The 21,155-nt window shown below is 50.0% G+C and carries 17 protein-coding genes; 11 read left to right on the top strand and 6 right to left on the bottom strand.

Going from position 1 to position 21,155, the window contains the following annotated elements; all coding sequences use genetic code 11:
• Positions 1-28: 28 nt before the first annotated feature.
• The 3 genes from BWI97_RS18710 to BWI97_RS18700 form a co-directional block, all read right to left on the bottom strand.
• On the bottom strand, positions 29-1,579 hold the full coding sequence (locus BWI97_RS18710) for a GH3 auxin-responsive promoter family protein (protein WP_102202317.1): 1,551 nt from the start codon (positions 1,577-1,579) through the stop codon (positions 29-31).
• A gap of 86 nt (positions 1,580-1,665) precedes the next feature.
• Positions 1,666-2,523: a glycerophosphodiester phosphodiesterase family protein gene (locus tag BWI97_RS18705; protein ID WP_094814791.1), complete on the bottom strand. Its 858-nt coding sequence runs from the start codon at positions 2,521-2,523 to the stop codon at positions 1,666-1,668.
• Positions 2,524-2,717: 194 nt separating this feature from the next.
• The gene (locus BWI97_RS18700; RefSeq protein WP_102202316.1) at positions 2,718-4,553 is read right to left on the bottom strand and encodes an ABC transporter ATP-binding protein; all 1,836 of its coding nucleotides are present in this window, start codon (positions 4,551-4,553) and stop codon (positions 2,718-2,720) included.
• Positions 4,554-5,388: 835 nt separating this feature from the next.
• On the opposite strand from BWI97_RS18700, the gene BWI97_RS18695 reads away from it, so the two are divergent.
• The gene (locus tag BWI97_RS18695; protein WP_158242793.1) at positions 5,389-6,378 is read left to right on the top strand and encodes a glycosyltransferase family 1 protein; all 990 of its coding nucleotides are present in this window, start codon (positions 5,389-5,391) and stop codon (positions 6,376-6,378) included.
• Positions 6,379-6,435: 57 nt separating this feature from the next.
• On the opposite strand, the gene BWI97_RS18690 is transcribed toward BWI97_RS18695, so the two are convergent.
• The 3 genes from BWI97_RS18690 to BWI97_RS18680 all read right to left on the bottom strand — a co-directional run bounded on the left by BWI97_RS18690 (position 6,436) and on the right by BWI97_RS18680 (position 8,879).
• Positions 6,436-7,101, bottom strand: coding sequence for a hypothetical protein (locus tag BWI97_RS18690; RefSeq protein ID WP_102202325.1), 666 nt, complete (start codon positions 7,099-7,101; stop codon positions 6,436-6,438).
• 148 nt (positions 7,102-7,249) lie between these two features.
• A complete protein-coding gene (locus tag BWI97_RS18685) occupies positions 7,250-7,807 on the bottom strand; it encodes a hypothetical protein (RefSeq protein ID WP_146010973.1) in 558 nt (185 codons plus the stop codon).
• Positions 7,808-8,000: 193 nt separating this feature from the next.
• Positions 8,001-8,879, bottom strand: coding sequence for a c-type cytochrome (locus tag BWI97_RS18680; protein ID WP_102202314.1), 879 nt, complete (start codon positions 8,877-8,879; stop codon positions 8,001-8,003).
• Positions 8,880-9,629: 750 nt separating this feature from the next.
• Between BWI97_RS18680 and BWI97_RS18675 the strand changes: the two genes are divergently transcribed.
• The 10 genes from BWI97_RS18675 (at position 9,630) to BWI97_RS18630 (ending at position 21,105) form a co-directional block, all read left to right on the top strand.
• Complete coding sequence (locus tag BWI97_RS18675; RefSeq protein WP_158242792.1) at positions 9,630-10,697, top strand: sensor histidine kinase; 1,068 nt, start codon at positions 9,630-9,632, stop codon at positions 10,695-10,697.
• On the top strand, positions 10,694-11,845 hold the full coding sequence (locus tag BWI97_RS18670) for a sensor histidine kinase (protein ID WP_102202312.1): 1,152 nt from the start codon (positions 10,694-10,696) through the stop codon (positions 11,843-11,845). Before BWI97_RS18675 ends, BWI97_RS18670 begins: the two co-directional genes overlap by 4 nt.
• The gene (locus BWI97_RS18665) at positions 11,842-12,627 is read left to right on the top strand and encodes a LytTR family DNA-binding domain-containing protein (RefSeq protein ID WP_094814777.1); all 786 of its coding nucleotides are present in this window, start codon (positions 11,842-11,844) and stop codon (positions 12,625-12,627) included. The genes BWI97_RS18670 and BWI97_RS18665 overlap by 4 nt, the downstream gene beginning before the upstream one ends.
• A 141-nt stretch (positions 12,628-12,768) precedes the next feature.
• Entirely contained in the window at positions 12,769-15,201 is a 2,433-nt protein-coding gene (locus BWI97_RS18660; protein ID WP_102202311.1) for a penicillin acylase family protein, read from the top strand.
• Between the two features lie 36 nt (positions 15,202-15,237).
• Positions 15,238-15,612 (top strand): hypothetical protein, encoded by a 375-nt coding sequence (locus BWI97_RS18655; RefSeq protein ID WP_094814773.1) that lies wholly within the window; start codon positions 15,238-15,240, stop codon positions 15,610-15,612.
• Between the two features lie 103 nt (positions 15,613-15,715).
• On the top strand, positions 15,716-16,333 hold the full coding sequence (locus tag BWI97_RS18650) for an OmpH family outer membrane protein (RefSeq protein WP_102202310.1): 618 nt from the start codon (positions 15,716-15,718) through the stop codon (positions 16,331-16,333).
• Positions 16,334-16,503: 170 nt separating this feature from the next.
• The gene (locus tag BWI97_RS18645; protein WP_102202309.1) at positions 16,504-17,790 is read left to right on the top strand and encodes a glycosyltransferase; all 1,287 of its coding nucleotides are present in this window, start codon (positions 16,504-16,506) and stop codon (positions 17,788-17,790) included.
• A gap of 182 nt (positions 17,791-17,972) precedes the next feature.
• Complete coding sequence (gene smpB, locus BWI97_RS18640) at positions 17,973-18,434, top strand: SsrA-binding protein SmpB (protein ID WP_094814766.1); 462 nt, start codon at positions 17,973-17,975, stop codon at positions 18,432-18,434.
• Between the two features lie 98 nt (positions 18,435-18,532).
• Positions 18,533-19,996 carry an Asp-tRNA(Asn)/Glu-tRNA(Gln) amidotransferase subunit GatB gene (gene gatB / locus BWI97_RS18635; RefSeq protein ID WP_102202308.1) on the top strand — a complete coding sequence of 488 codons (1,464 nt, stop codon included), beginning with the start codon at positions 18,533-18,535 and terminating at the stop codon, positions 19,994-19,996.
• Positions 19,993-21,105 (top strand): TlpA disulfide reductase family protein, encoded by a 1,113-nt coding sequence (locus BWI97_RS18630; RefSeq protein WP_102202307.1) that lies wholly within the window; start codon positions 19,993-19,995, stop codon positions 21,103-21,105. Before gatB ends, BWI97_RS18630 begins: the two co-directional genes overlap by 4 nt.
• Positions 21,106-21,155 lie beyond the last annotated feature (50 nt).

The raw sequence follows: 21,155 nt of genomic DNA, 5'->3' as shown, positions 1-21,155 counted from the left end.
CGCTCTTTTTTTACGGATCACGAAGCCATCAGATTTCCAGATGTTCAGGACTGATGTGCAGGATTTCTTCCACGTATTCTCTTGAATTCGATAAGCGGGGTACTTTATGCTGACCGCCTAGTTTGCCTTTCACTTTCATCCATTCGTAGAAGGTGCCGTGCGGCACCATGTGAACGACGGGACGAATCAGAGCCAGATCAAAGCTGCGTTTGGCATCGTAATCAGAATTAACCTGCCGAAGCGTTTCGTCGAGCACATCTACAAACAAGTCTGGATTGCTGGGCGGCGTTGAAAATTCAATCACCCACTCGTGACCACCGCGATTGCCGTGCCGACTGCTGCCATTGCCCATGTAGACCGGAGCGGCGGTGTAGTCGGCAATGGTGGCTCCCGTCGCCTGGCAGGCCCGCGTCAGGGCTGTTTCAGCATTTTCAATGATAACTTCTTCACCGAATGCGTTGATGAAGTGTTTGGTACGACCAGAGATTTTAATACGGTACGGATACTTGGAAGTAAAGCGTACGGTATCACCGATCAGGTATCGCCACAAACCGGCATTCGTCGAAATAACTACGGCGTAATTGCGGTTCAATTCTACTTCGGGTAGCGTATAGGCTTTCGGATGCGTTTTACCGAGTTCTTCCAGCGGGACAAATTCGTAAAAAATGCCATAGTCCAGCATCAGTAGCAATTCATCTACCCGACTCAGGTCATCCTGTAGACCAAAGAAACCTTCGGAGGCATTATACGTTTCCAGGTACCGGACCGTATCCCCCTGAAAGACTTCTTTTCGGAAAAGCTCACGGTAAGGCTGAAAGGCCACGGCTCCGTGAATGAAGACTTCAAAATTTGGCCAAACCTCCAGAATATTCTTTTTGCCGGTCAGTTCCAGTACCTTCTGAATCAGAACGAGCGTCCAGGTGGGTACGCCCAGAGCACTCGTAACGTTGACCTGCGAAACTTCTTCGGCCATCCGTTGAATTTTCGATTCCCAACCGTCCATCAGGGCCGTTTGCAGGGAAGGCGTACGAATGAACTGAGCCCAGGAAGGCAGGTTTTTCATCACTACCGCCGAAATATCACCCGTTACGGTGCGTTCGTTAAGTTGATTCTGGGCTAAACTTCCCCCAATAGACAGACCTTTTCCTTCAAACACCCGGGTATCAGGCTTATGATCTACCCAGAGGGCCATCATGTCTTTACCCGCCCGGAAATGCCCTTCATCGAGGGCTTCGCGGGTGACGGGTATATACTTGCTACGGGCATTGGTCGTGCCCGAAGATTTCGAGAAAAAACGAATCGGTGAAGGCCATAGTACCCGATCTTCTCCTTTCATCACTCGCTCAATGTACGGAAACAGATCTTCGTACGTTGAGACAGGCACCTCGCGTTGGAAATCGGCGAGGCTACGGATGTGACGGTAGCCGTACTGTTTACCCCACACGGTTGACCGTCCCGAGCGAATAAGCCGCTGGAGCTGTCGTTCCTGAATAGGCCAGGGATCACGGCGAAAGGCTTCGATACGGGCTAGCCGACGTTGCAGAATCCAGACCAGCGTATCATTAAAAAGGGGTAGCATAGGCATGCTGAAGCTTAACGGACGAAGGGTTTTAGAACATTTCAGTGCGAATCACCACATTCACGAAAACCAGAGACTCAAATCTATCACTTTTTAAATCGATTTGGATAATCCGTAATCAATCCATCCACCCCGATCTGTTGCAGGTGCTGCATGGTTTGCAGCTCGTTAACGGTCCAGGGAATGACTCGAATGCCCAGATCGTGAGCTTTACGTACGGTTCGCCTGGAAATGAATCGGTATTGAGGACTAAAAATATCGGGCCGGAATCCTAATTCTTTCAAACTACGAGTCAGACCTTTCATAGTAACCAGCACGGAAAGCTTATTGTTGGAAAAGGTACCCTTCTCTTGCTGGGCTTTCCAGTAGCGTAACACGGCCAAATCAAAACTTTGAATACAAAAGCGTTCTGCGGGAATGGTTAACACCTGAGCTACCAGCGGACAAATGATCTCCGGAGTGGTATGTGCTTCCGTTTTGATTTCAATGTTGTACTGGGGCAGGGGCAGCTGGTGCTGCTGAGCATAGGCATCTGCCGTCGCAATTACTTCACTCAGGAGCGGCTTGTAGGCTGCCTGGGCTTTCTGCTCCGGGAAATCGGCGTGGCCGCGTTGCCCGACATCATAACGTTTGATTCGATCATACGGCATCTGATCCAAACGTAAGGTTTTCTCTTCGGCCCGGCGTACGGGCGTTCCATCGGGTTTCGTGCTAAAGCGGGCATTGAAGTACCAGTCGTGAGAAACGACTACCTGATGATCCTGCGAAAGCACCACGTCAAGCTCCAGCGTAACTATCCCCAGCTCCAGAGCTTTCAGAAAAGCCGGGATCGTATTTTCGGGTTCTAACCCCCGACAACCGCGGTGTCCCTGTACTTCAAACGATTGAGCAGTAGTTACGTAAGAAAGCATCATCAGCAGACCTTGGAAATAGAGTAACCGCATGGACGAACATTCGAGGCTGAAAAAGTAATACGAAAACTTCTAAAAAGATAATCCTGCATACATATTCATGACTAACGGGCCATGCGTTCGCCTAAACGTCAGCTCAGAACGAAGGTCCGTCATTCAGTACATATAGCTAAATGAAAACAAAAAAACCGCTTCGGCAGGAAGCGGTTTTTTTTAGTCAGGGAAGTTTATACGTTTTGCAACATCGTCAGGCGGCGGTATACGCCTTCTTCTACTTCGACGAGTTCTTCGTGGCTACCCCGTTCAACAATTTGTCCCTGATGTAAGATAAGGATTTCATCGACATCCTTGATCGTACTAAGCCGGTGGGCAATTACCAGCGTGGTTTTATCAACCATCAGATGATCCAGGGCTTCCTGAACGGATTTTTCCGATTCCGTATCCAACGCAGAGGTTGCTTCATCCAAAATCAGAATGGATGATTTTTTGAATACCGCCCGGGCAATGCTCAAGCGTTGACGCTGACCACCCGATAGCCGGATGCCCCGATCGCCAATAATAGTCTGGTAACCGTCTTCGGTTTGCGTAATAAAATCGTGGGCATTGGCTACTTTGGCCGCGTGAATGACTTCCTCCATCGTCGCGTTGGGCTGACCCAGGGCGATGTTATTGAAAATCGTATCGTTGAAGAGAATGATTTCCTGGGATACAAAACTCATCTGATTCCGTAGCGATTCCATCTTATAATCCCGTACATCCCGGCCATCAATCAAAATCTCACCGTCGGTTACGTCGTAGAAACGCGGGATAAGATCCGCAATGGTTGATTTACCTACACCCGAAGGTCCAACAAGAGCCATTTTCTTGCCTTTTTCAAGCGTAAAACTCATGTTTTGTAAAACTGCCGCATCGCCGTACTGGAAGGAAACATTCCGGAATTCAATTTTATCGTGGAAGTTCGTTAGCTCTACGGCATCGGGTTTATCCTGTACCAGAATGGGCTTGTCCAGAATTTCCAGGATACGCTCGCCCGCGGCCCGTCCCTGCTGAATGTTCGTAAGGGCTACCACAATAGCCTTCGCCGGGCGGATCACCTGCGAGAAAATGGCAATGAACGCGATGAAAGCACTCGCCTGCAAGCCTCCTTCCTGGCTCAGTACCAGACTACCCCCGTACACCAGAATACAGGCTACTACAAAAACACCCGACGCCTCCGAAAAGGCCGGAGCCAGTTCGCGACGTTTGAAACCCTGGGAGCTGGCTTTGCGGTAAAAGTCGTTTTCCTGACTAAAGCGTTTCAGGATAAACGGCGTAGCATTAAAGGACCGAATGATACGCATACCCATCAGCGATTCGTCCATCAGCGTCAGCAAACGGCCCATGGAAGCCTGTACATCCTGAGCTTCTTTGCGTAGACTCTTCGTAACGGCGGCAATTCCTATGGCCGATACCGGAATGATAACCAGTGTAAACAGGGTCAGCTTCGTAGAGATGGCAAACAGAGCAATGAAGTATCCAATGAACGTATAGGGCTCTTTGAAAATAACTTCGAGCGAACTGGAAGCTACGCTTTCGATCGCGTATACATCCCCGTTGAGTCGGGAGAGCAAATCGCCTTTGTGTTCTTTGGTGAAATAGCCCAGGTGCAGATGATTGATTTTTTCGAAAAGAGCTTCTCGCAGTCGTTTGACCAGCATGGTACGGGCATTGAGCAGACAACGCTGGGCGAAATACCGGAAGGTGTTCGACAATAATACCGAAGTCACGATCATGGCCGCTAAAAAGTACAGGGCATAAATGGGATCGCTGACTTTGAACTGGTAAATCAAGTGATAGAAATAGTCCTTAAAATAGCTACCTGAAAATGTAAATTCAGGTTCCCGGGCGTATTGGGCAGCCTCTTCAGCGATGTGTGAAGAGTCAAATAGAAAGTTCAGAAGGGGGATAATCAGAGCGAATTGAAAAACGCTAAAAAAGACCGACGCTAACGTAAACAGAAAAAACGGAACGATGAATTTTCTGAGTGGCGTTACGTACTTCAGAAGACGACTATAGATTTTCATTTACTTGCTAACTTCTAAATTTTTTAGGGAGTAAGAACGCTGACACGTTACTCGGAATTACAGGAAGATCAAACAACTTACCACCCTCGAATCAACGAACTGGAGATTGGTTTATGTATGGATAGAGGCTTTACCAGGGCAAAAATAAAGTCGGAATGGGGCGAATGACACCTTTGACTGGCTATTTTTCCGGCAATCCATGAAAGGTCTTTGCCTTAACAATACTCCCAAATGGCCTCTCAAAGACCCGATTTGAGGGGTAAAACGTTGGAAACAACAGAAAAAATAATGAAAAAATAAACGGTAGTGCGGCGGTAAGAAAAACAAAATGTCTTTTTAAAGCTTTTACCAGTGCTATAGGTATGAATCAGAAAAACAGGGCTTTAATAGGTATAAAAATCCCGAGCCATTCCTTTAAAAAAGAGACAGTAAATTCGGGTGTTTTCGAGCAATGAACAATAAGGCTTCCACTGAATCGGTTAATTATACACGCAACGAATACGCCCGTTTGCACATTATTTGTTGGAGGCAATCCAACTCCTGCTCTACAACTGGTGTCTGTACAAACAGGGTAGCTTTGCTGGAAAGCCTTTTTTAGGTCTTCCACAGGCGGGCCCGGAGGGTCTGAGCTAATCAGGTTCGTCAATTATTTCGTTCGTCTGTATTCGCAGGAGCAAGCCCATTTTGGGGTATGCTCCCTATCGTCAGAACCTGCTCTATCTAGGCAGCGAATACAGTCGTGTCCTTTAATATATAGAAATTTATGTCCTCAATAATCCTTGACTGCGGGTTAATGAAGTTTCCCAACTCAGGCTTGTATCACTATTGCTTAAACATGAGCGAACAGGTGAACAAGCTGTTGCGAAAACAGCAAATGCCGCCGATGATGATGTACGTCCCACCGGCAGAACGGCTTCAGCTTCGGCCGGAGAAGCATCATATCATCGAACGGAAATGGCATAAAATCTGGAAACCTTTTCTGGCAGGCTGTAAAGTCTGGCATGCTCCGTTTCAATCGGGCCGCATCATTCCCGAGCGGGATAGCGATACCCGTGTGGTACTCACGGTCCATGACTTAAATGCTCTGCACGAAGGCAAAGCCCGCGAGGAACAACTCCGCAGTCTGGCCCACACGCAAAACCTCATTGACCGAAGTGATGCCATTGTTTGCATCTCGGAATTCACTAAAAATGACGTACTCAATAATTGTGACGTAAATGGTAAGCCCATTCACGTCATTCACAATGGTCTTAATAAGCTGAGTGCACCCCACCTGGAATCTACTTCCTATCGGCCCCGTCGTCCCTTTCTGTTTGGTTTGGGCTACGTGAATACCAAAAAGAATTACCACGTACTACTGCCTTTATTACTGGCGAATCCCGATTTGGAGTTAGTCGTAGCCGGTCATCACGATGAACCCGAATACGCCTCCCGAATGCGGACCATGGCCGAAGACATGGGCGTGAGCGACCGGCTTTTCCTGGCGGGTCCGGTTTCGGAAAGCGAAAAGGCCTGGTACCTCAACCATTGTATGGCCTTTCTACATCCTTCACTGGCCGAAGGTTTTGGCTTTACGGTCGTAGAAGCCATGTCGTTTGGTAAACCCGTCTTTATTTCGAATCTGACCTCATTGCCCGAAATCGGCGGTGATGCCGCCTTCTATTTCTCCGATTTCGAAGCCGAGCACATGCAACGCGTGTTCCGGGAGGGCATGCATACTTATAATACCACGCCACTCGCTGAACAGTTGAAGAAAAGAGCCGAAAATTTCAGTATGGAACGCAGTGCCAGCCAGTACCTGGACGTATACCAGTCGTTACTCTAAAAAAATAAGCTCGCCACTGCTAGAGTGGCGAGCCATTACAAGGGTCAGAATAGACAATTATTGCTTGCTGGGTAGGGGCAGATGAAAGGTACCATTGGTTAGAACCAGCGAATCTTTTTTACTCTGCTGTTTGTACCCATTCCCTTCGGGATCGATGGAAGAATCAAAGCCCGTCGTTTTGGTGATCACTTTATCTTCCATTTTGTTCATGAGTCGGCCCATGCCGCCGAAAACTGTAGCACTCGATTTTTCTTTCCAGTACGAGCCTGCCAGTACGCCGCTAAACGTAGCTTCAAGCGAACCGTCGGCATTCTTCTTCACGACTACCGTTTCATCATTATTCTGGGATTTGCCCACGTGGTATTCCATGCGAGGCTCCCGAGTCTCTTTTACGTACTTAATCACCGCCAGCCCCTTGTAGCCGCTGCCTGCCTGAACCTTGGCTTTATTGGCCTTGCTATCGGCTTTATCGGCGTCTACCACCAGATATGTACCGGGCTCAATGCCGTCCGTATGATCGTAACTGCCCAGCCAGATACGCAAGGACTGATCAGGCTTGTTCGTGTTGGCGGTAATCCACCAGTACGCTCCAATGCGAATCCGGCGGGGCTGACTCTTGAATTCTTCCCCGTTAATGGTTGCTTTCAGGGTGTTGGCATTCGGAAGTTGGGCCAGAGCTGCAGTCGAAAACAGGAGGCCGACTAGGATGGAAAATAGTTTCATGGTGCGATCCATCAGAAAGGAGTGAGAAAAGCAATGCTACACGCTTAGTCGTGGTCGGGTTGCGGAAGAGAAACACCGCTCTCGATTTTTTACAATGAATAAAGAACGGACGCGTGGGTTGGCATAAACGTCCGTTCTCGTGCGACTTCTACTCTTTTAAAGACAAAACGATTTTGGTCGTGTAGCCCTCGGACTTTTCAGTGATGCTGATTTTGAGCGAGCTGCTGGAGACTTCATCCACTTTCCAGACAACGGCCTCATTGGGATTTCCTTCCTCGTACATCTTGAAGGTTTTATTCTGGGCATTGTAGCTCCAGAGGCTGTTTACCGGTACGGGAACTTCGGTATCCGGCTCTTCGTCGGGGGGGCATACGTTACTTCCTTCGCTGCCAGAGATTTTACCGCTTTTCTCGAAGCGGATGCGATCGTCCTTGGCACATTCAGGAAATTCATCGACTAAATCGCCGCCCGTTTCTTCACCGCTTTCATCCTCGGTTAGGGTAAAAATGAAGGATTGAATCTTTAAATCTTTCCCCGCACAGGGTAAGGACGACGTACCATTGTTGCCGCCACCGCCACCACCGGGCTGTTCTTGCCCTGGGTTATCGGGATCAAGGGGTTCGGGATCTTTTTTACAGGAACTAACCAGCAGAATTAGTCCGAACAAAAACATTTTAAGCGAAAGAGATACAGATAAACGTGACATGATTGAAGGTTGATTTGATAGAATACTGATACAAAGATTGAACAGGTACATGGAAGGCGGAGGGCTAATCCGAATCAACTGGTAAATGGAGGCACTGAATCCACAGAAAACCGACTTCGATTGAAAAGAAGATGAAGAACGCAATCGGATGCCGGACTTCGTGTGTTGATTTGGAGAGCCGACTAAGACCCCGTTAGGGTAAACTCCGGAAGTATTTATACAGAGCCACGAGTTCTTTTTCCTGATACTGAGCGGTCATTTTCCAGGGCATATCTTCATTCTTGAGGACACGTCCTTCGGGTGTATGGCCCGTTCGAAGCGTATGGATGAATTGCTGCTGCGTCCATTGGCCCACGTGTCCGCTGCGGGTCAGATTCGGTACGGGGGGCGAACCGGGAGCGGCTCCTTCGCCGCCTTTGAAATCAGGCTGATGGCAACCCGAGCAGGATACGGCCAGGTATTTTCCCTGAGCAATACCACCGCTGGTATCAGCCTGCGTCAGAAGGGCTCGGTGGTGATCAATTTTTTCAACCGACAGCAGGGGCATTTTATCCAAATATGAAAACACCTGAACGACGGGTCCCAGCTTGATCGGAGCCCACGCCTGGTCCACGGGGGGTAGTTGCCGGCAGTACGCAATCAGGGCGGCCATATCTTCCTGGGATAACAGGGTTGTTTCGTGCGAGGGCATAAAAATGAGTGGTCGTCCGTTACGCCCCACACCGTGTCGCAGGGCTCGTATCCAGTCTTCGGCGGCGTAGTCGTCGGGTAAGCCGCCTTTTCCACGCGTCAGGTTGGTGGCAACGAGTCGGCCCATGGGGGGCTCGTCGATCATTACTTTTCCGGCCAGGTTTTCACCGTGACATTCGATACAGCCTTTGATGAGAGCGACGTGTTTCCCGCGTTCAATACTGAGGGAGTCGTTTGGGATGGGAAAGCTTTCGCGGGCAAAGTCGTACGTTTTTTCGACGCGTTCCGTAATGTTCCGGGCAATGACGGCATAGGCGATGCCCAGCAGTAGGACGAGGGAGCCCAGTACCATGCCGGTTCCTTTTAGGATTTTTACCAACATAATTGAAAAGAGGAATAAGAAAGGTGAAGGTGAAAAACAAGAGAGATCCTACGCTTGGGTGTTACTCAAATCGCAGGAATCTCTCCAGACGTTGATTGGAAGGTTGAACGGTACTAACTCCTTAAATCCCTTAACCAAGTAGAAATCGGTTTGGTGATACAAAGATTTACGCCGCCCGGCTGCTTCCAAGGAGCGTTTCTACTCAAGTGAGGCTTCCAAAGGATGAATCGCCGAAAAAGCCCGATCAATTGTATCGGACTGACTGGGACATATGTAACGACTCTTAATTAGTAACGTGCAGATTATCAAAAGAGTAGATTGCTTGAATGATTGAGCTTTTCCGGATTATAGCACAAAAAAAACAGTTCATTCCTCGCTTTTTCCAGTTGAACCAGCGAAGCGTTTAAGCCCTTGCACGAAGGAGGTACGTTTGCCATAATCTTTATCCACCTAAACGATACCTGACTATGCATCCGAACGTTCGCCGGAATCCAGCGGCTCCGCTATACATCACCTCTCCAGCCCCAGTCTGTACGTTACTTCCTGCCGTACCGCAATTCATGTACGATTTTTAACAATTCAGTCAGAAATCTTTTCAGCTCGGGGAGGAGCAGTCTCAGGGGTTTACTAAATCCATTGTAGCTTTACCTACCCTGACCAAGCCCCCAAGAAATGCCATTTTCATTGCTGCTACGCAAAGTGGCAAGGGCCCTGAAAATCCGACCGAAGTTTGAAAATCAGGATCCGCTCATGCCCAGATTATTTCCTTTTCTGGAACAACGCAACTTGTTCAGGGGTGGCCTGCTCTGGTTATTGATTGTCGTGTACACGCCCGTATTCTGTTACCTCTTTTGGGGAAGTTTGTACTGGGCCAGCTGGACAAACATGCTGGGAATTTCCCTGATCATGTTTGTTTTCAATGCCATGGATGCCTTCTTCCTTCAGTGGCTCGCTCAGCAAATTGGCGTGTATTTCCCGCATCCCCACCAGTCCGCTCTGCGGCTCAGCAGTATGATCAGTCTGTTTGTGGGAATCAACTTTTTTCTGGGACAGCAGTTGATGTATGCGTTGGGTGCTACGCAGTGGTTCGGCTATTCCTACAAACCGGCACAGGCTCCGTGGGTGCTGGCAGCGATGACGTGTATGAACATTTTACTGGCCGGGATAAGCGAGGGCGTGTATGCCTTTACGCAGTGGCGGATTCATCAGGAAGAACTGGAGGCTCTGGAACATCAGCAGTTACAAATGCAGCTCGAAGAAGTAAAACAGCAGGTGAACCCGCATTTTCTGTTTAATAGCTTAAATTCTCTGTCCGTACTCATTGCCGACAATCCGCGTCAGGCGGAACGTTTTGTGGACGAGATGGCAACCGTATACCGTTATCTGTTGCAGGCTGGGCAAATGAGTATGCCGGGCGGTGGACTGGTCACGCTGGAAGCCGAACTACGTTTTTTGCAGGCCTATTCCTATTTGCTCGACACCCGGTATGGATCGGCCATTTCACTGGAAGTGAACGTCTGCGAGGCCGCCCGGACGCAGTACCTACCCGTGCTGACACTCCAGACGCTGGTCGATAATGCCATCAAACACAATGTCGTACTGGCCCAGCAGCCCTTATCCATTCAGATTCGGGCGAATTCACCAACGCTATTACGAGTAAGCAATTCCCTCCAGAAACGTTCCGTAACCATTCCGCTTAACCGGGCTGGCCTGTCGATGCTCATGGCCCGCTACCGCTTACTACAGGGTGAATCGGTGCAGGTGCTGGTTGAGGATCAGCGGTATATCGTCGAACTTCCTTTACTACAGGCGGTATGAAAGAGCTGATTCATCGCTGCTTCCCCACGGCCCGGAGTCGCTGGATGTACGCCTTCATCGCTCCCTGGATTATTCCCCTGATGGCGTATTTGCTGATTGGGCGTCCGTACCTGCAAAACTGGTCAAATTTCCTGGGCGGAACGCTGGTGGTAGGTATCCTGAGTACCGTTGCTTTTGTCGCTCATAACTACGCGGCTGACGTAATTACCCGTCGGTACCCCCACTTGCGGCAAACGGTCAAGCGGATTATCTGGATGACGCTGAGTTTCACGTTCCTGACCGCCTTTTTTCTGTATTTCTATCTGACGCTGTTTGCTCTGGGCGGGTTCTTTCACACGGAAATATCGCTCGAAGCCATGCAGGCCAATCATGGCATCATTCCCACGTGGAATCATCTGTTCAAGCGGCTTGCCGGAGCAGATGTCACGCCGCCCACGCTCGTGTTTTTGTACGCTGTCGATGTGTTTTCGCTGCTAGCCTTTGTCTTTATCTATGAAGTATTTTATTCTCTGGAACAATGGCAGGCGAGCCAGAAAAATAAGGAAACACTCAAGAAAGCCCGTTTGCAGGGTCAATTGCAGAGCTTGCGGAGTCAGATCAGTCCCCATTTCCTGTTCAACAGTTTAAACTCACTCTCGTCACTCATCGCCGACGAGCCGCAGAAAGCTGAGGACTTTGTCAATGAAATGGCGAAAGTCTATCGCTATCTGCTACAGACCAGCGAACGCGAACTAACGCCGCTCTCGGTAGAGCTGGCCTTTATTCATTCCTATTACCACTTGCTCAAAACCCGGTACGGAGCTGGTTTACACCTGGATGTAGTCGTCGATCCGGCATATCTCAAGTACCAGTTGCCACCCCTGACCCTTCAGATGCTGGTGGAAAATGCGGTGAAGCACAACGTCATTCTGGCTACCAAGCCCCTGCATATTCACATTGGTACGACAACGACGGGTGAATTGCTGGTAAGTAATAACCTGCAAACCAAAGCCAAACGTCCGGGCGTCGTTGAATCGACGAAGGTGGGGCTGTCTAACATTACCGCCCGTTACCGCTTACTCGATCAGCCGGAACCGCAGATTACCAACGGTCCCGATCACTTTAAAATTCTGTTGCCTTTATTCACTGAAAATGTATCGGATATATGAACGTTTTAATCGTTGAAGATGAAGAATTAGCCGTCCGCAAGCTGATTCGGTTGTTACAGGAAATCGAACCCAGTCTAACAGTACTGGCCTCGACGGCGAGTATCGAAGAAACCGTTGACTGGATTGAAAGCAACCGACAGCAGGGCCATGCCGAACCGGATCTGATTTTCATGGATATTGAACTGGCCGATGGACAAAGCTTTGCCATTTTCGAACAGGTCGATATTTTCAGTACCATCATTTTTACCACGTCCTACGACGAATACGCTCTGCAGGCCTTCAAAGTCAATAGTATCGACTACCTGCTCAAACCCGTACAGCGGGAAGAACTCGAACGCGGGCTTCGCAAGTACCATGATCTGTCAGCTCGGGCACAGCCTTCCTTACCCTTCAATCTGGATCAGGTGCTACAGGCCTGGCGAAATCAGATGCAGACCAAAGAATACCGCAAGCGGTTTCTGGTACGGCAGGGGCAGCGGCTGTTATCAGTAGAAGTAGCCGAAATTGCCTTTTTCTTTACCGACGAGCGATTCAGCTTTTTTAAAACCCATGCCGGTCAGAAGTTTCTGGTAGACTATACCCTCGATGAACTAACCGATATGCTTGATCCGGATTTGTTCTTCCGAATCAGTCGGGGCGTCATCGTTACGCACGCCAGTGTGGAACAGATTCAGCCGTATTTTGGTAATCGCCTGGCACTAGGGCTGAAGCCCGTCTTTGAAAAAGAAGCGTTGGTGAGTCGGGAAAAAGTAAGCGATTTTAAAAAATGGATGGGTAAGTAATGCGGTAAAAAGTACTACCTAAATCGAAATTACCAATCACTCTATCGAGCTGGTCGCGTACCGAATCACCGGGAAAATCTCTTTTTTCTTGCCGTTAGAACCCTTACGTTTGTATTCTTACATCACGTACAGTACATCGACATGAAGAAAGCGGTTCTTAGTCTGACCCTCACGGGTGGGTTGTTGTGGGCTCTGGGCACTTCATTTAGTCCCTTGCCCGCCCTGGGGGCCTTCTTAAGTCCATTTTCGGGTTTTTGGAGTAATGAGCGTCGCATTCAGATGCTCGACGCTGAAATACATCTGCCGGGCGTTGAATCGGAGGTCATTATTCGCTTCGACGACAACCGGGTTCCGCACATTTTCGCAAGCAATGATCACGATTTATACTACGCTCAAGGCTACGTAACGGCTCGGGATCGCCTGTTTCAAATGGATCTGACGATCCGTTCTGCCGCCGGACGTCTGAGTGAAGTAGTAGGGGAGCAGGCTCTGCCCCTGGATTTATACAAACGCCGGACGGGTTCGGTAAAAGCCGCCGAGGAAGCCTGGAAGTTTGTGCAACAGGACGCGAAAATTCGCCGTGTCATCGAAGCATACAGTGATGGGATCAATGCGTACCTGTCCAATCTGCGGCCTGCCGATTATCCCATTGAGTACAAAATGCTGGGCTTTACGCCCGAAGCCTGGACGCCGGAAAAGTCCATGTTACTCATGGTAGAAATGACTCATACCTTGGCGACCCCCCGCGACGGTGATGCGGCGTTGACCAATGTGCTGCAAAAGTTTGGTCTGGAAGTACTCCAGGATTTATACCCCGATTACGCCGATCGTGAAAGTCCGATCATCCCCAAAGGGACGAAATGGAATTTCAAACGCAGCCCCCTTCCCAAAGTACCGAAAGACTATACCGAAGGGACGGCTTCCGTCCGCGAGCCACTTTCCTGGCCCGAGCGGGTCGAAGGAATCGGGTCAAACAACTGGGCGATTGCGGGTGAGAAATCCGCTACGGGTTTACCCATTCTGGCGGGTGATCCGCACCTGGGCTTAACGCTTCCTTCCATCTGGTACCAAATTCAGCTCACCACGCCCGAAAGCAATGCCTACGGGGTATCGCTGCCGGGGGCTCCCTGCATCATTATTGGATTCAACCACGACATTGCCTGGAGCGAAACCAACGTAGGCTCCGACGTAGCTGATTTGTACACCATCGTATTTAAAGATTCTACGCGACGTGAATACCTGTACCGGCGGCAATGGCACAAAACCAGCTTCCGGGTGGAGGAAATCAAGGTCAAAGGCAAACCGTCCGTGATCGATACGGTGGTGTATACGCATCACGGGCCGGTGGCACTGCCCCGCTGGGGGAATGACCCTACGCCGAGTCTGGCCTTACGCTGGATTGCCCACGAGCCGGGTAATCCCGTCAAAACGTTCTATATGCTCAACCGCTCGAAAAATTACGACGATTACGTACGAGCCTTGAGTCATTACGTCGCTCCGGCACAAAACTTTGTCTTCGCCAGTAATGAAAACGACATTGCCATCTGGGTGAATGGAAAGTTTCCGTTAAAATGGAAAGAACAGGGTAAGTTCCTGCTGGACGGCTCTAAATCTGCTCACGACTGGCAGGGCTGGATTCCTCACGAACACAATCCCCATGTAAAAAATCCCAAACAAGGATACGTAAGTTCGGCCAACCAGGCCCCCGTCGATGAGTCGTATCCGTATTACCTGCACTGGCGTTTTGCGGAGGCTAACCGGGCTATTCGGATTAATGAACGACTTGAAGCCATGCAGCGGGCTACCATTGACAGCCTGCGATTATTACAAAACGACAACTACAACGTGCTGGCCCGGGACTTGCTCCCTACTTTACTGGAGCAGATCAAAGTAGGGGAACTTAATGCCTCCCAATACTCAACGTACACGGCTCTGCAGCAGTGGGATTATGAGTACACGACGCAGGCCGTAGCTCCGACCATTTTTGAAAAATGGGTGGAAAATCTTCCTTCTTTTGTCTGGGATGAATTCACGACGGACGCGAAGAAACCGTTACAGCGTCCGCAGAAAGACCGACTCTGGAAACTCATTCTAAAAGAACCGGATTCGAAATGGTTTGATCGCGTCGAAACGGCGGACGTAAAAGAGAATCAGACGGATATTATTCGGCTTAGCTTCAAGGCGACCGTCGATTCGCTCACCCGCCAGTACGGGACCTATTCCTCGAAAAACTGGGCTTGGGGAGCGGTGAAAGGATCGACGATTGCTCACTTGGTACCTCCCTTGAAATCCTTTGGTCGTACGAACGTAGTAGCGGGCGGCGGTGCCGATGTGCCGAATGCCTTCCGGGGTAAATGGGGACCGTCCTGGCGAATGGTGGTGGCTCTGGGAAAAGAGGGACCAACGGCCTATGGTGTATATCCCGGCGGACAGTCGGGCAATCCGGGTAGTCCGTACTATGATAACATGGTTAATACCTGGGCCGAGGGAAAACTGAATGAACTTTTGTATCTGAAAGCCATTGATGAAAACCATCCCAAGGTTTTAAGTACGCTGAAAATCAGTAAACGCTAAGGCCAGATACCCTTTACCTGTATTAAAACGTTCGTTATGCAATTCGTTTTGATGATTTTACTTTCCGCAATGGTCCAGTACTTTCTCCCCTGGTGGTCCGTTGTCATCATACCGTTCCTGATTTCAGCCTGGAAAGGCAAGAGTGGGAGTAAGGCTTTTTTAAATGGTTTTCTCGCCACCGCCCTGCTCTGGTTTGGCATGGCTTACTACGAACACCTTCGGTCAGGGGGTATTCTGACGGACCGGATCAGTGAGCTTTTTCGGGGGATTGGCACCATTGGTTTGCTGACGGCTACGACCTGGAGCGGAGCCCTACTGGGTGGAATGGCCTCCCTGAGTGGGTATTTGGTACGGCAGGCCGTTTTCCCCAAGAACCCTTCCCCCGCCGAAAAAGCACAAGCCTATTGGTAGTCTTGCGTAAATTCCTGAAATACTGCGTGCAACCGAGCTTGCCACTTCGGGGCAATTGGCTATTTTTGCCGACCTAATTGTTTAATCAAACCAGCTAGACTCAGTGAAAAACCTTTCGTTAGCCCTTAATGCCGTGTTGGTCGTGGCGGTGGCCGTTTTGTATTACCTGCATTTTAAAGGCGATAGTAGCTCTTCGAGTGGCAGTAGTGCCGCCGTGACCGCTGACGGTCGGGCCATCGTGTATGTAAATGCCGATTCCTTATTGAATAACTACGATTTCTTTAAAGATACTCAGAAAGCCTTCGAACAGAAGGGTACGCAACTCGACGTGGAACTCAACCAGAAAGGCGGAGCCATCCAGCGTGAAATTCAGATTTTCCAACAACGGGCCGGTGGCATGTTAGCCGCTGAAGCTCAGGCTAAACAACTGGAGTTACAGAAAAAGGCGTCTGACTTCGAAAACTACCGTCAGAAAGCCGCGAATGATCTGTCCGTAGAGCGGGCGGATCAAACCGAAAAGCTGTACGACAACATTTTCGAGTACATCAAAAAATACAACAACGATAATAAGTACCAATACGTACTGGGTTATCAGAAAGGCGGTGGCATTCTGTTTGCAGACTCAAAACTCGACATTACGCAAAAAATGATCGAAGGTCTGAACAAAGAATACAAGGCGACGCAGCCCAAAACCGAAGAGAAGAAAGAGGAAAAGAAATAAGCTCTTGAATCGGATTGCTCAAAAAGCCCTGACATCGTCGATGTCAGGGCTTTTTGTTGGACGATGGATGGGCCCCTACAGTTCATGTTCTCTTTTAAACAGTTCAGTCAGGCTGCCTGACTAGCCTGCCGGAAGGCGGTGTAGGTTTGCTGAATTGTTGACTTTCAGGAATGAATGCGAAGAAACTATTAGTAGCGACAACCCCCGACTCCGTAAGGCCGCTGACGGCTCTGGCAGTATATCTCCAATCCCAGGGGTATGAGGTGGGTTGGTATACGGGTCCGAGTTATCAGTCCCTCATTACCAAACTCGGTTTAGGCTTTTACCCTTTTCAGCGGGCTACGGAAGTGCATGCTACGGAAGTCAACCAAGTCTGGCCGCAACGTAAAAAGCTCACGCGTACGCTCACCCGCTTCCGTTTTGATCTGACCTACCGCTTCCTGGCTCCCATTCCTGATTTTCTGACCGATCTGAAAGCCGTTTATGCACAGTTTCCCTTCGATGCGGTGTTGTGCGACATGGCTTTTATGGCAGCTCCTTTTCTGAAAGCCGTTTTTAATGTTCCCGTGGGGGTAGTGGGTCTGGGGCCGCTGGGCGTTTCTTCAAGCGATGCCCCTTTGCATGGATTAGGCTGGCTACCCGCTCAGTCGCTCCTCGGCAAAAGTCGCCAGCGGTTGTTGCAGTACTGGGTTCGAAATTACTTCTTCAAGCCTTCTACGCATCTGTACAATACCTTGCGAAAGCAGCATGGATTACCCGTCAGTCGGGAATTTTGTCAGGATGCAGTCCTGCGGGAAGCAGATGTGTATCTGCAAAGCGGCGTACCGGGCTTCGAATACAAACGCCGGGATCTAAGTCCGAACGTTCAGTTTGTCGGGCCGCTCTTTCCGTACCGGGCGGCAATGCCGGGTTCATTGCCCCTCCGGGTTTGTCCGAAGCGATACCAGCGAGTCGTGCTGGTTTCCCAGGGCATGCATCAGCCCGATCCGAAAAAACTCCTGATTCCAACCCTGGAAGCCTTTAAATCCGACGCGTCTACGCTGGTGATTGCCACCACTGGCGGACACCAGACCCAGCAGCTGCGGCAACAGTTTCCGCAGACCCATTTTGTACTGGAAGATTACGTGGATTTCCAGGCTCTCATGCCGCAGGTACACGTATTCGTGACGAACGCGGGTTACGCGAGTACCCTGGCCGCCGTGCAACATGGCGTACCCATCGTCGCGACAGGATTGTACGAAGGGAAAAATGAGATTGCGGCCCGGGTGGCGTATTTTCGGCTGGGTATTCGCCTGAAAACGGAAATGGCGACAGCCCGTGAGATCAAAAAGGCCGTAGATCAGGTAATACAGGAGGGAAGCTATCGCCGGAATGTCAAACGACTGGCGAAGGAATGTGCCCGCTATCCGGTGCATGAACTTTGTCACCAGCATATTCAGCGTTTCTGGAGCGAATAAACGATTGTTTATTTCCGGCTACGGTCCAGCGTAGAAACCGGTCGGGCCCAGTAGAAACGCGTCAAGATGTCCATTCGAAAGCTATCTTTGAAACCAATTCACGCAGCGGGTCGATAGGTCCACTTTTTTTCGTGAAAAAGAACCGGCTAAACAAGTACCGGCCAGGTATTACAGGAACCGATATGGCAGAAAAAGAAAAAATACAAAAGCACGTCGAGATCAAAAATCGCCGGGCTTCGTTTGAATACCAGTTTTTAGAAACCTTCACGGCGGGCATCATCTTATCCGGAACCGAAATTAAATCCATTCGTCAGGGGAAAGCCAACCTTACCGATGCGTACTGTCTGCTGCTCAACGACGAGCTGTACGTGCGGAACATGAACATTTCCAAGTACGAAGAGGGCACGCACTACAACCACGAACCCATTCGTGATCGCAAGTTACTCCTCCAGAAAAAGGAAATCCGTCGCCTGGTGGGTAAGCTGAAAGACCAGGGCCTAACGATTGTCCCAACGCGTCTGTTCATCTCGGATCGCGGCTTTGCCAAGCTCAATATTGCTTTGGCAAAAGGGAAAAAACTGCACGATAAACGTCAGGACATCAAAGAAAAAGACGTCAAACGCGACATGGCCCGCGGCGAGTAACCCTTGAGCCCATAGCCCGGTACCGTTGAATTCGGAGCCGGGCTAAAGCCTTTCCCCATAAAAGCGTACCTTTGCGTTCTGATCCATTATAGCCTACCGTGTCGTCGATTAAATCCCAGTACGAGCTGGTCATTGGTCTGGAAGTCCATGCCCAGTTACTGACCGAAAGTAAAATTTTCGCGGCTGATGCCAACCAGTTCGGCTCACTGCCCAACCGGAATATCTCCGTTATCACGCTGGGGCATCCCGGCACCTTGCCCAAGCTGAATGCCAAAGCGGTAGAACTGGCCGTACGTTTCGGACTGGCGACCAATAGTCAGATTGCCCGCCGTACGGTATTCGACCGGAAAAACTACTTCTATCCCGATCTGCCAAAAGGCTATCAGATTTCACAGGACAAACATCCGATCTGTATCGGTGGTGAAATCTGGATTAAGGGAAAAGATGGGCAGGAAAAGGCCATTCCGATGCACCATACGCATTTGGAAGAAGACGCGGGCAAATCCATTCACGACGAACATTCCAGCGATACCCTGCTCGATTACAACCGGGCCGGAACTCCACTCATTGAAATTGTATCGGACCCCTCGATGCGTTCGGCTGAAGAAGCCGGAGCGTATTTGACGGAGGTACGGAAGCTGGTTCGCTACCTGGACATCTGCGATGGCAACATGGAGGAAGGCAGTTTGCGTTGCGACGCCAACATCTCTGTTCGCAAGTTCGGCGATCCGGTGCTGGGTACGAAGGTGGAAGTAAAGAACATGAACTCGGTTCGTTTTCTGCAAAAAGCCATCGAGTACGAATACGAGCGGCAGGTAGCCATGGTTGAAGCCGGCGAAACCATCATTCAGGAAACGCGGATGTTCGATCCCGAAACGGGTCGGACCTACGGCATGCGGGTGAAGGAAACGATGAACGATTATCGGTATTTCCCCGAGCCGGATCTGGTGCCCATTCTGATTACGGACGAACAGCTGGAAAGCATCCGTAGCCAGATGCCAACGCTGCCCCGCCAGCTGGTTCAAACCTACACGACGCAGTACGGACTCAACGAAGCCGATGCTTTGTCGCTGACTGAATCGAAAGCAACGGTTGCGTATCTGGAGGCTCTAATTGCCGCAGGGACGACTCCAAAAACGGCTGCAAACTGGTTGATGGGTTCCGTTCGTACCTGGATGAACGAAAGCAAGCAGGATCTGACGGACTTTCCGTTAGCCCCGCAGACGCTGGCGGCTCTGATTCAACTGGTGGAAGAAAACAAAGTCAGTCACTCGGCGGCCGCTCAGAAGCTGTTTCCGGCTCTGATTCAAACGCCTGATGTTTCGCCGCTGGCACTGGCCGAACGTTTGCAACTGCTGCAACAGGGCAATAGTGACGTACTTCAGGCGTTGATTGATGAAGTATTACAAGCCTGGCCCGATAAGGTCAAGGAATACAAAAAAGGCAAAAAAGGACTGATTGGATTATTCGTGGGCGAAGTCATGAAAAAGTCGAAAGGCCAGGCCGACCCGAAAGTAACCAATCAGCTCGTCGCCCAATCGTTAGACGCTAGTACGCTATGAAACTGATTTTTTCCACGATTCTTTTCCTGGGTACGCTGACGGGTTTCGCTCAGCAGGATACCTACCATATTCAGGGCCAGGTACGAAACCCGAATGTTAATGAAAAAGCATACCTGCAAATCGTCAATGATCGCGGCTTGCCCGTATCCATTGATTCGTCCGTGATTACGAGTCAGGGATTCGAAATGAAAGGGAAAGTACTCGATGGAGGTGGTTTTTACCGCTTGTTGCTTGGCGGAAGCAAACCGGTTATTCTGCTGCTGGAAGGCGGCGAAAATCTTCAGGTAGAGGCCGACGTAAAGGCTCCGCAGGCAACCAAGGTGACGGGCTCGAAAAACATGGCTTACTACGATCAGCTCAATGCCATGGCCGCCGCTTTCAAGAATCAGGTGGATCGACTGAATTTGTCGTACGAACAGGCTACCCAGAAAAAAGATAAAGCGGCTCAGCAGAAAATTCAGCAGCAGTTTGAACAGGGTCAGACCGACATGGTAACCAAGGTCAAGGCTTTACTGCCGGAAATGGGCTCTTCGCTGGCGGCTCTGTACGCTACCAATTTCCTGAACCAGGAACAGGATTTCGAAGTATTCGAACAACTGGCCGATCGGTTTGAAAAAGAAAAGCCTAATGTTAAGATTTACAAAGCGTTTATCGCTACGGTGCGTCGGGTACAAACCAGTCGGAAAGGCCTGAGCATTGGTAGTCCGGCTCCGGAAATCAACCTGCCCGATCCGCAGCAGAAGATTGTCTCGCTTTCTTCGTTACGCGGTAAATACGTACTCATCGATTTCTGGGCGGGCTGGTGCGGTCCCTGCCGTCGGGAGAACCCCAACGTGGTTCGCCTGTACAATCAGTACAAAGACAAAGGCTTTACGGTCTATGGTGTATCGCTGGATTCAGACCGGAAACTGTGGACGGACGCTATTCAGAAGGATGGCCTGACCTGGACGCAGGTATCCGACCTGAAATACTTCGATTCCGCCGCGGCCATTGATTACGGGATCCAGCACATTCCCTTCACGGTACTCATCGATCCGCAGGGAAAGGTCATCGCCAAAGAACTTCGCGGCGAGGCTTTAGAGGCCAAGTTGAAGGAGTTAATGCCCTAAGTAGATAAGTAGAGTAAAGAGGTGAGAGGATAGTGACTACGGTTAGGTCT

This window comes from Siphonobacter sp. BAB-5405 (genome assembly GCF_002872335.1).
In the GTDB taxonomy this organism is placed as follows: Bacteria; Bacteroidota; Bacteroidia; order Cytophagales; family Spirosomataceae; genus Siphonobacter.
The sequence above is the reverse complement of the archived record's forward strand: the minus strand, read 5'-3'. Positions and strand labels throughout refer to the sequence as shown.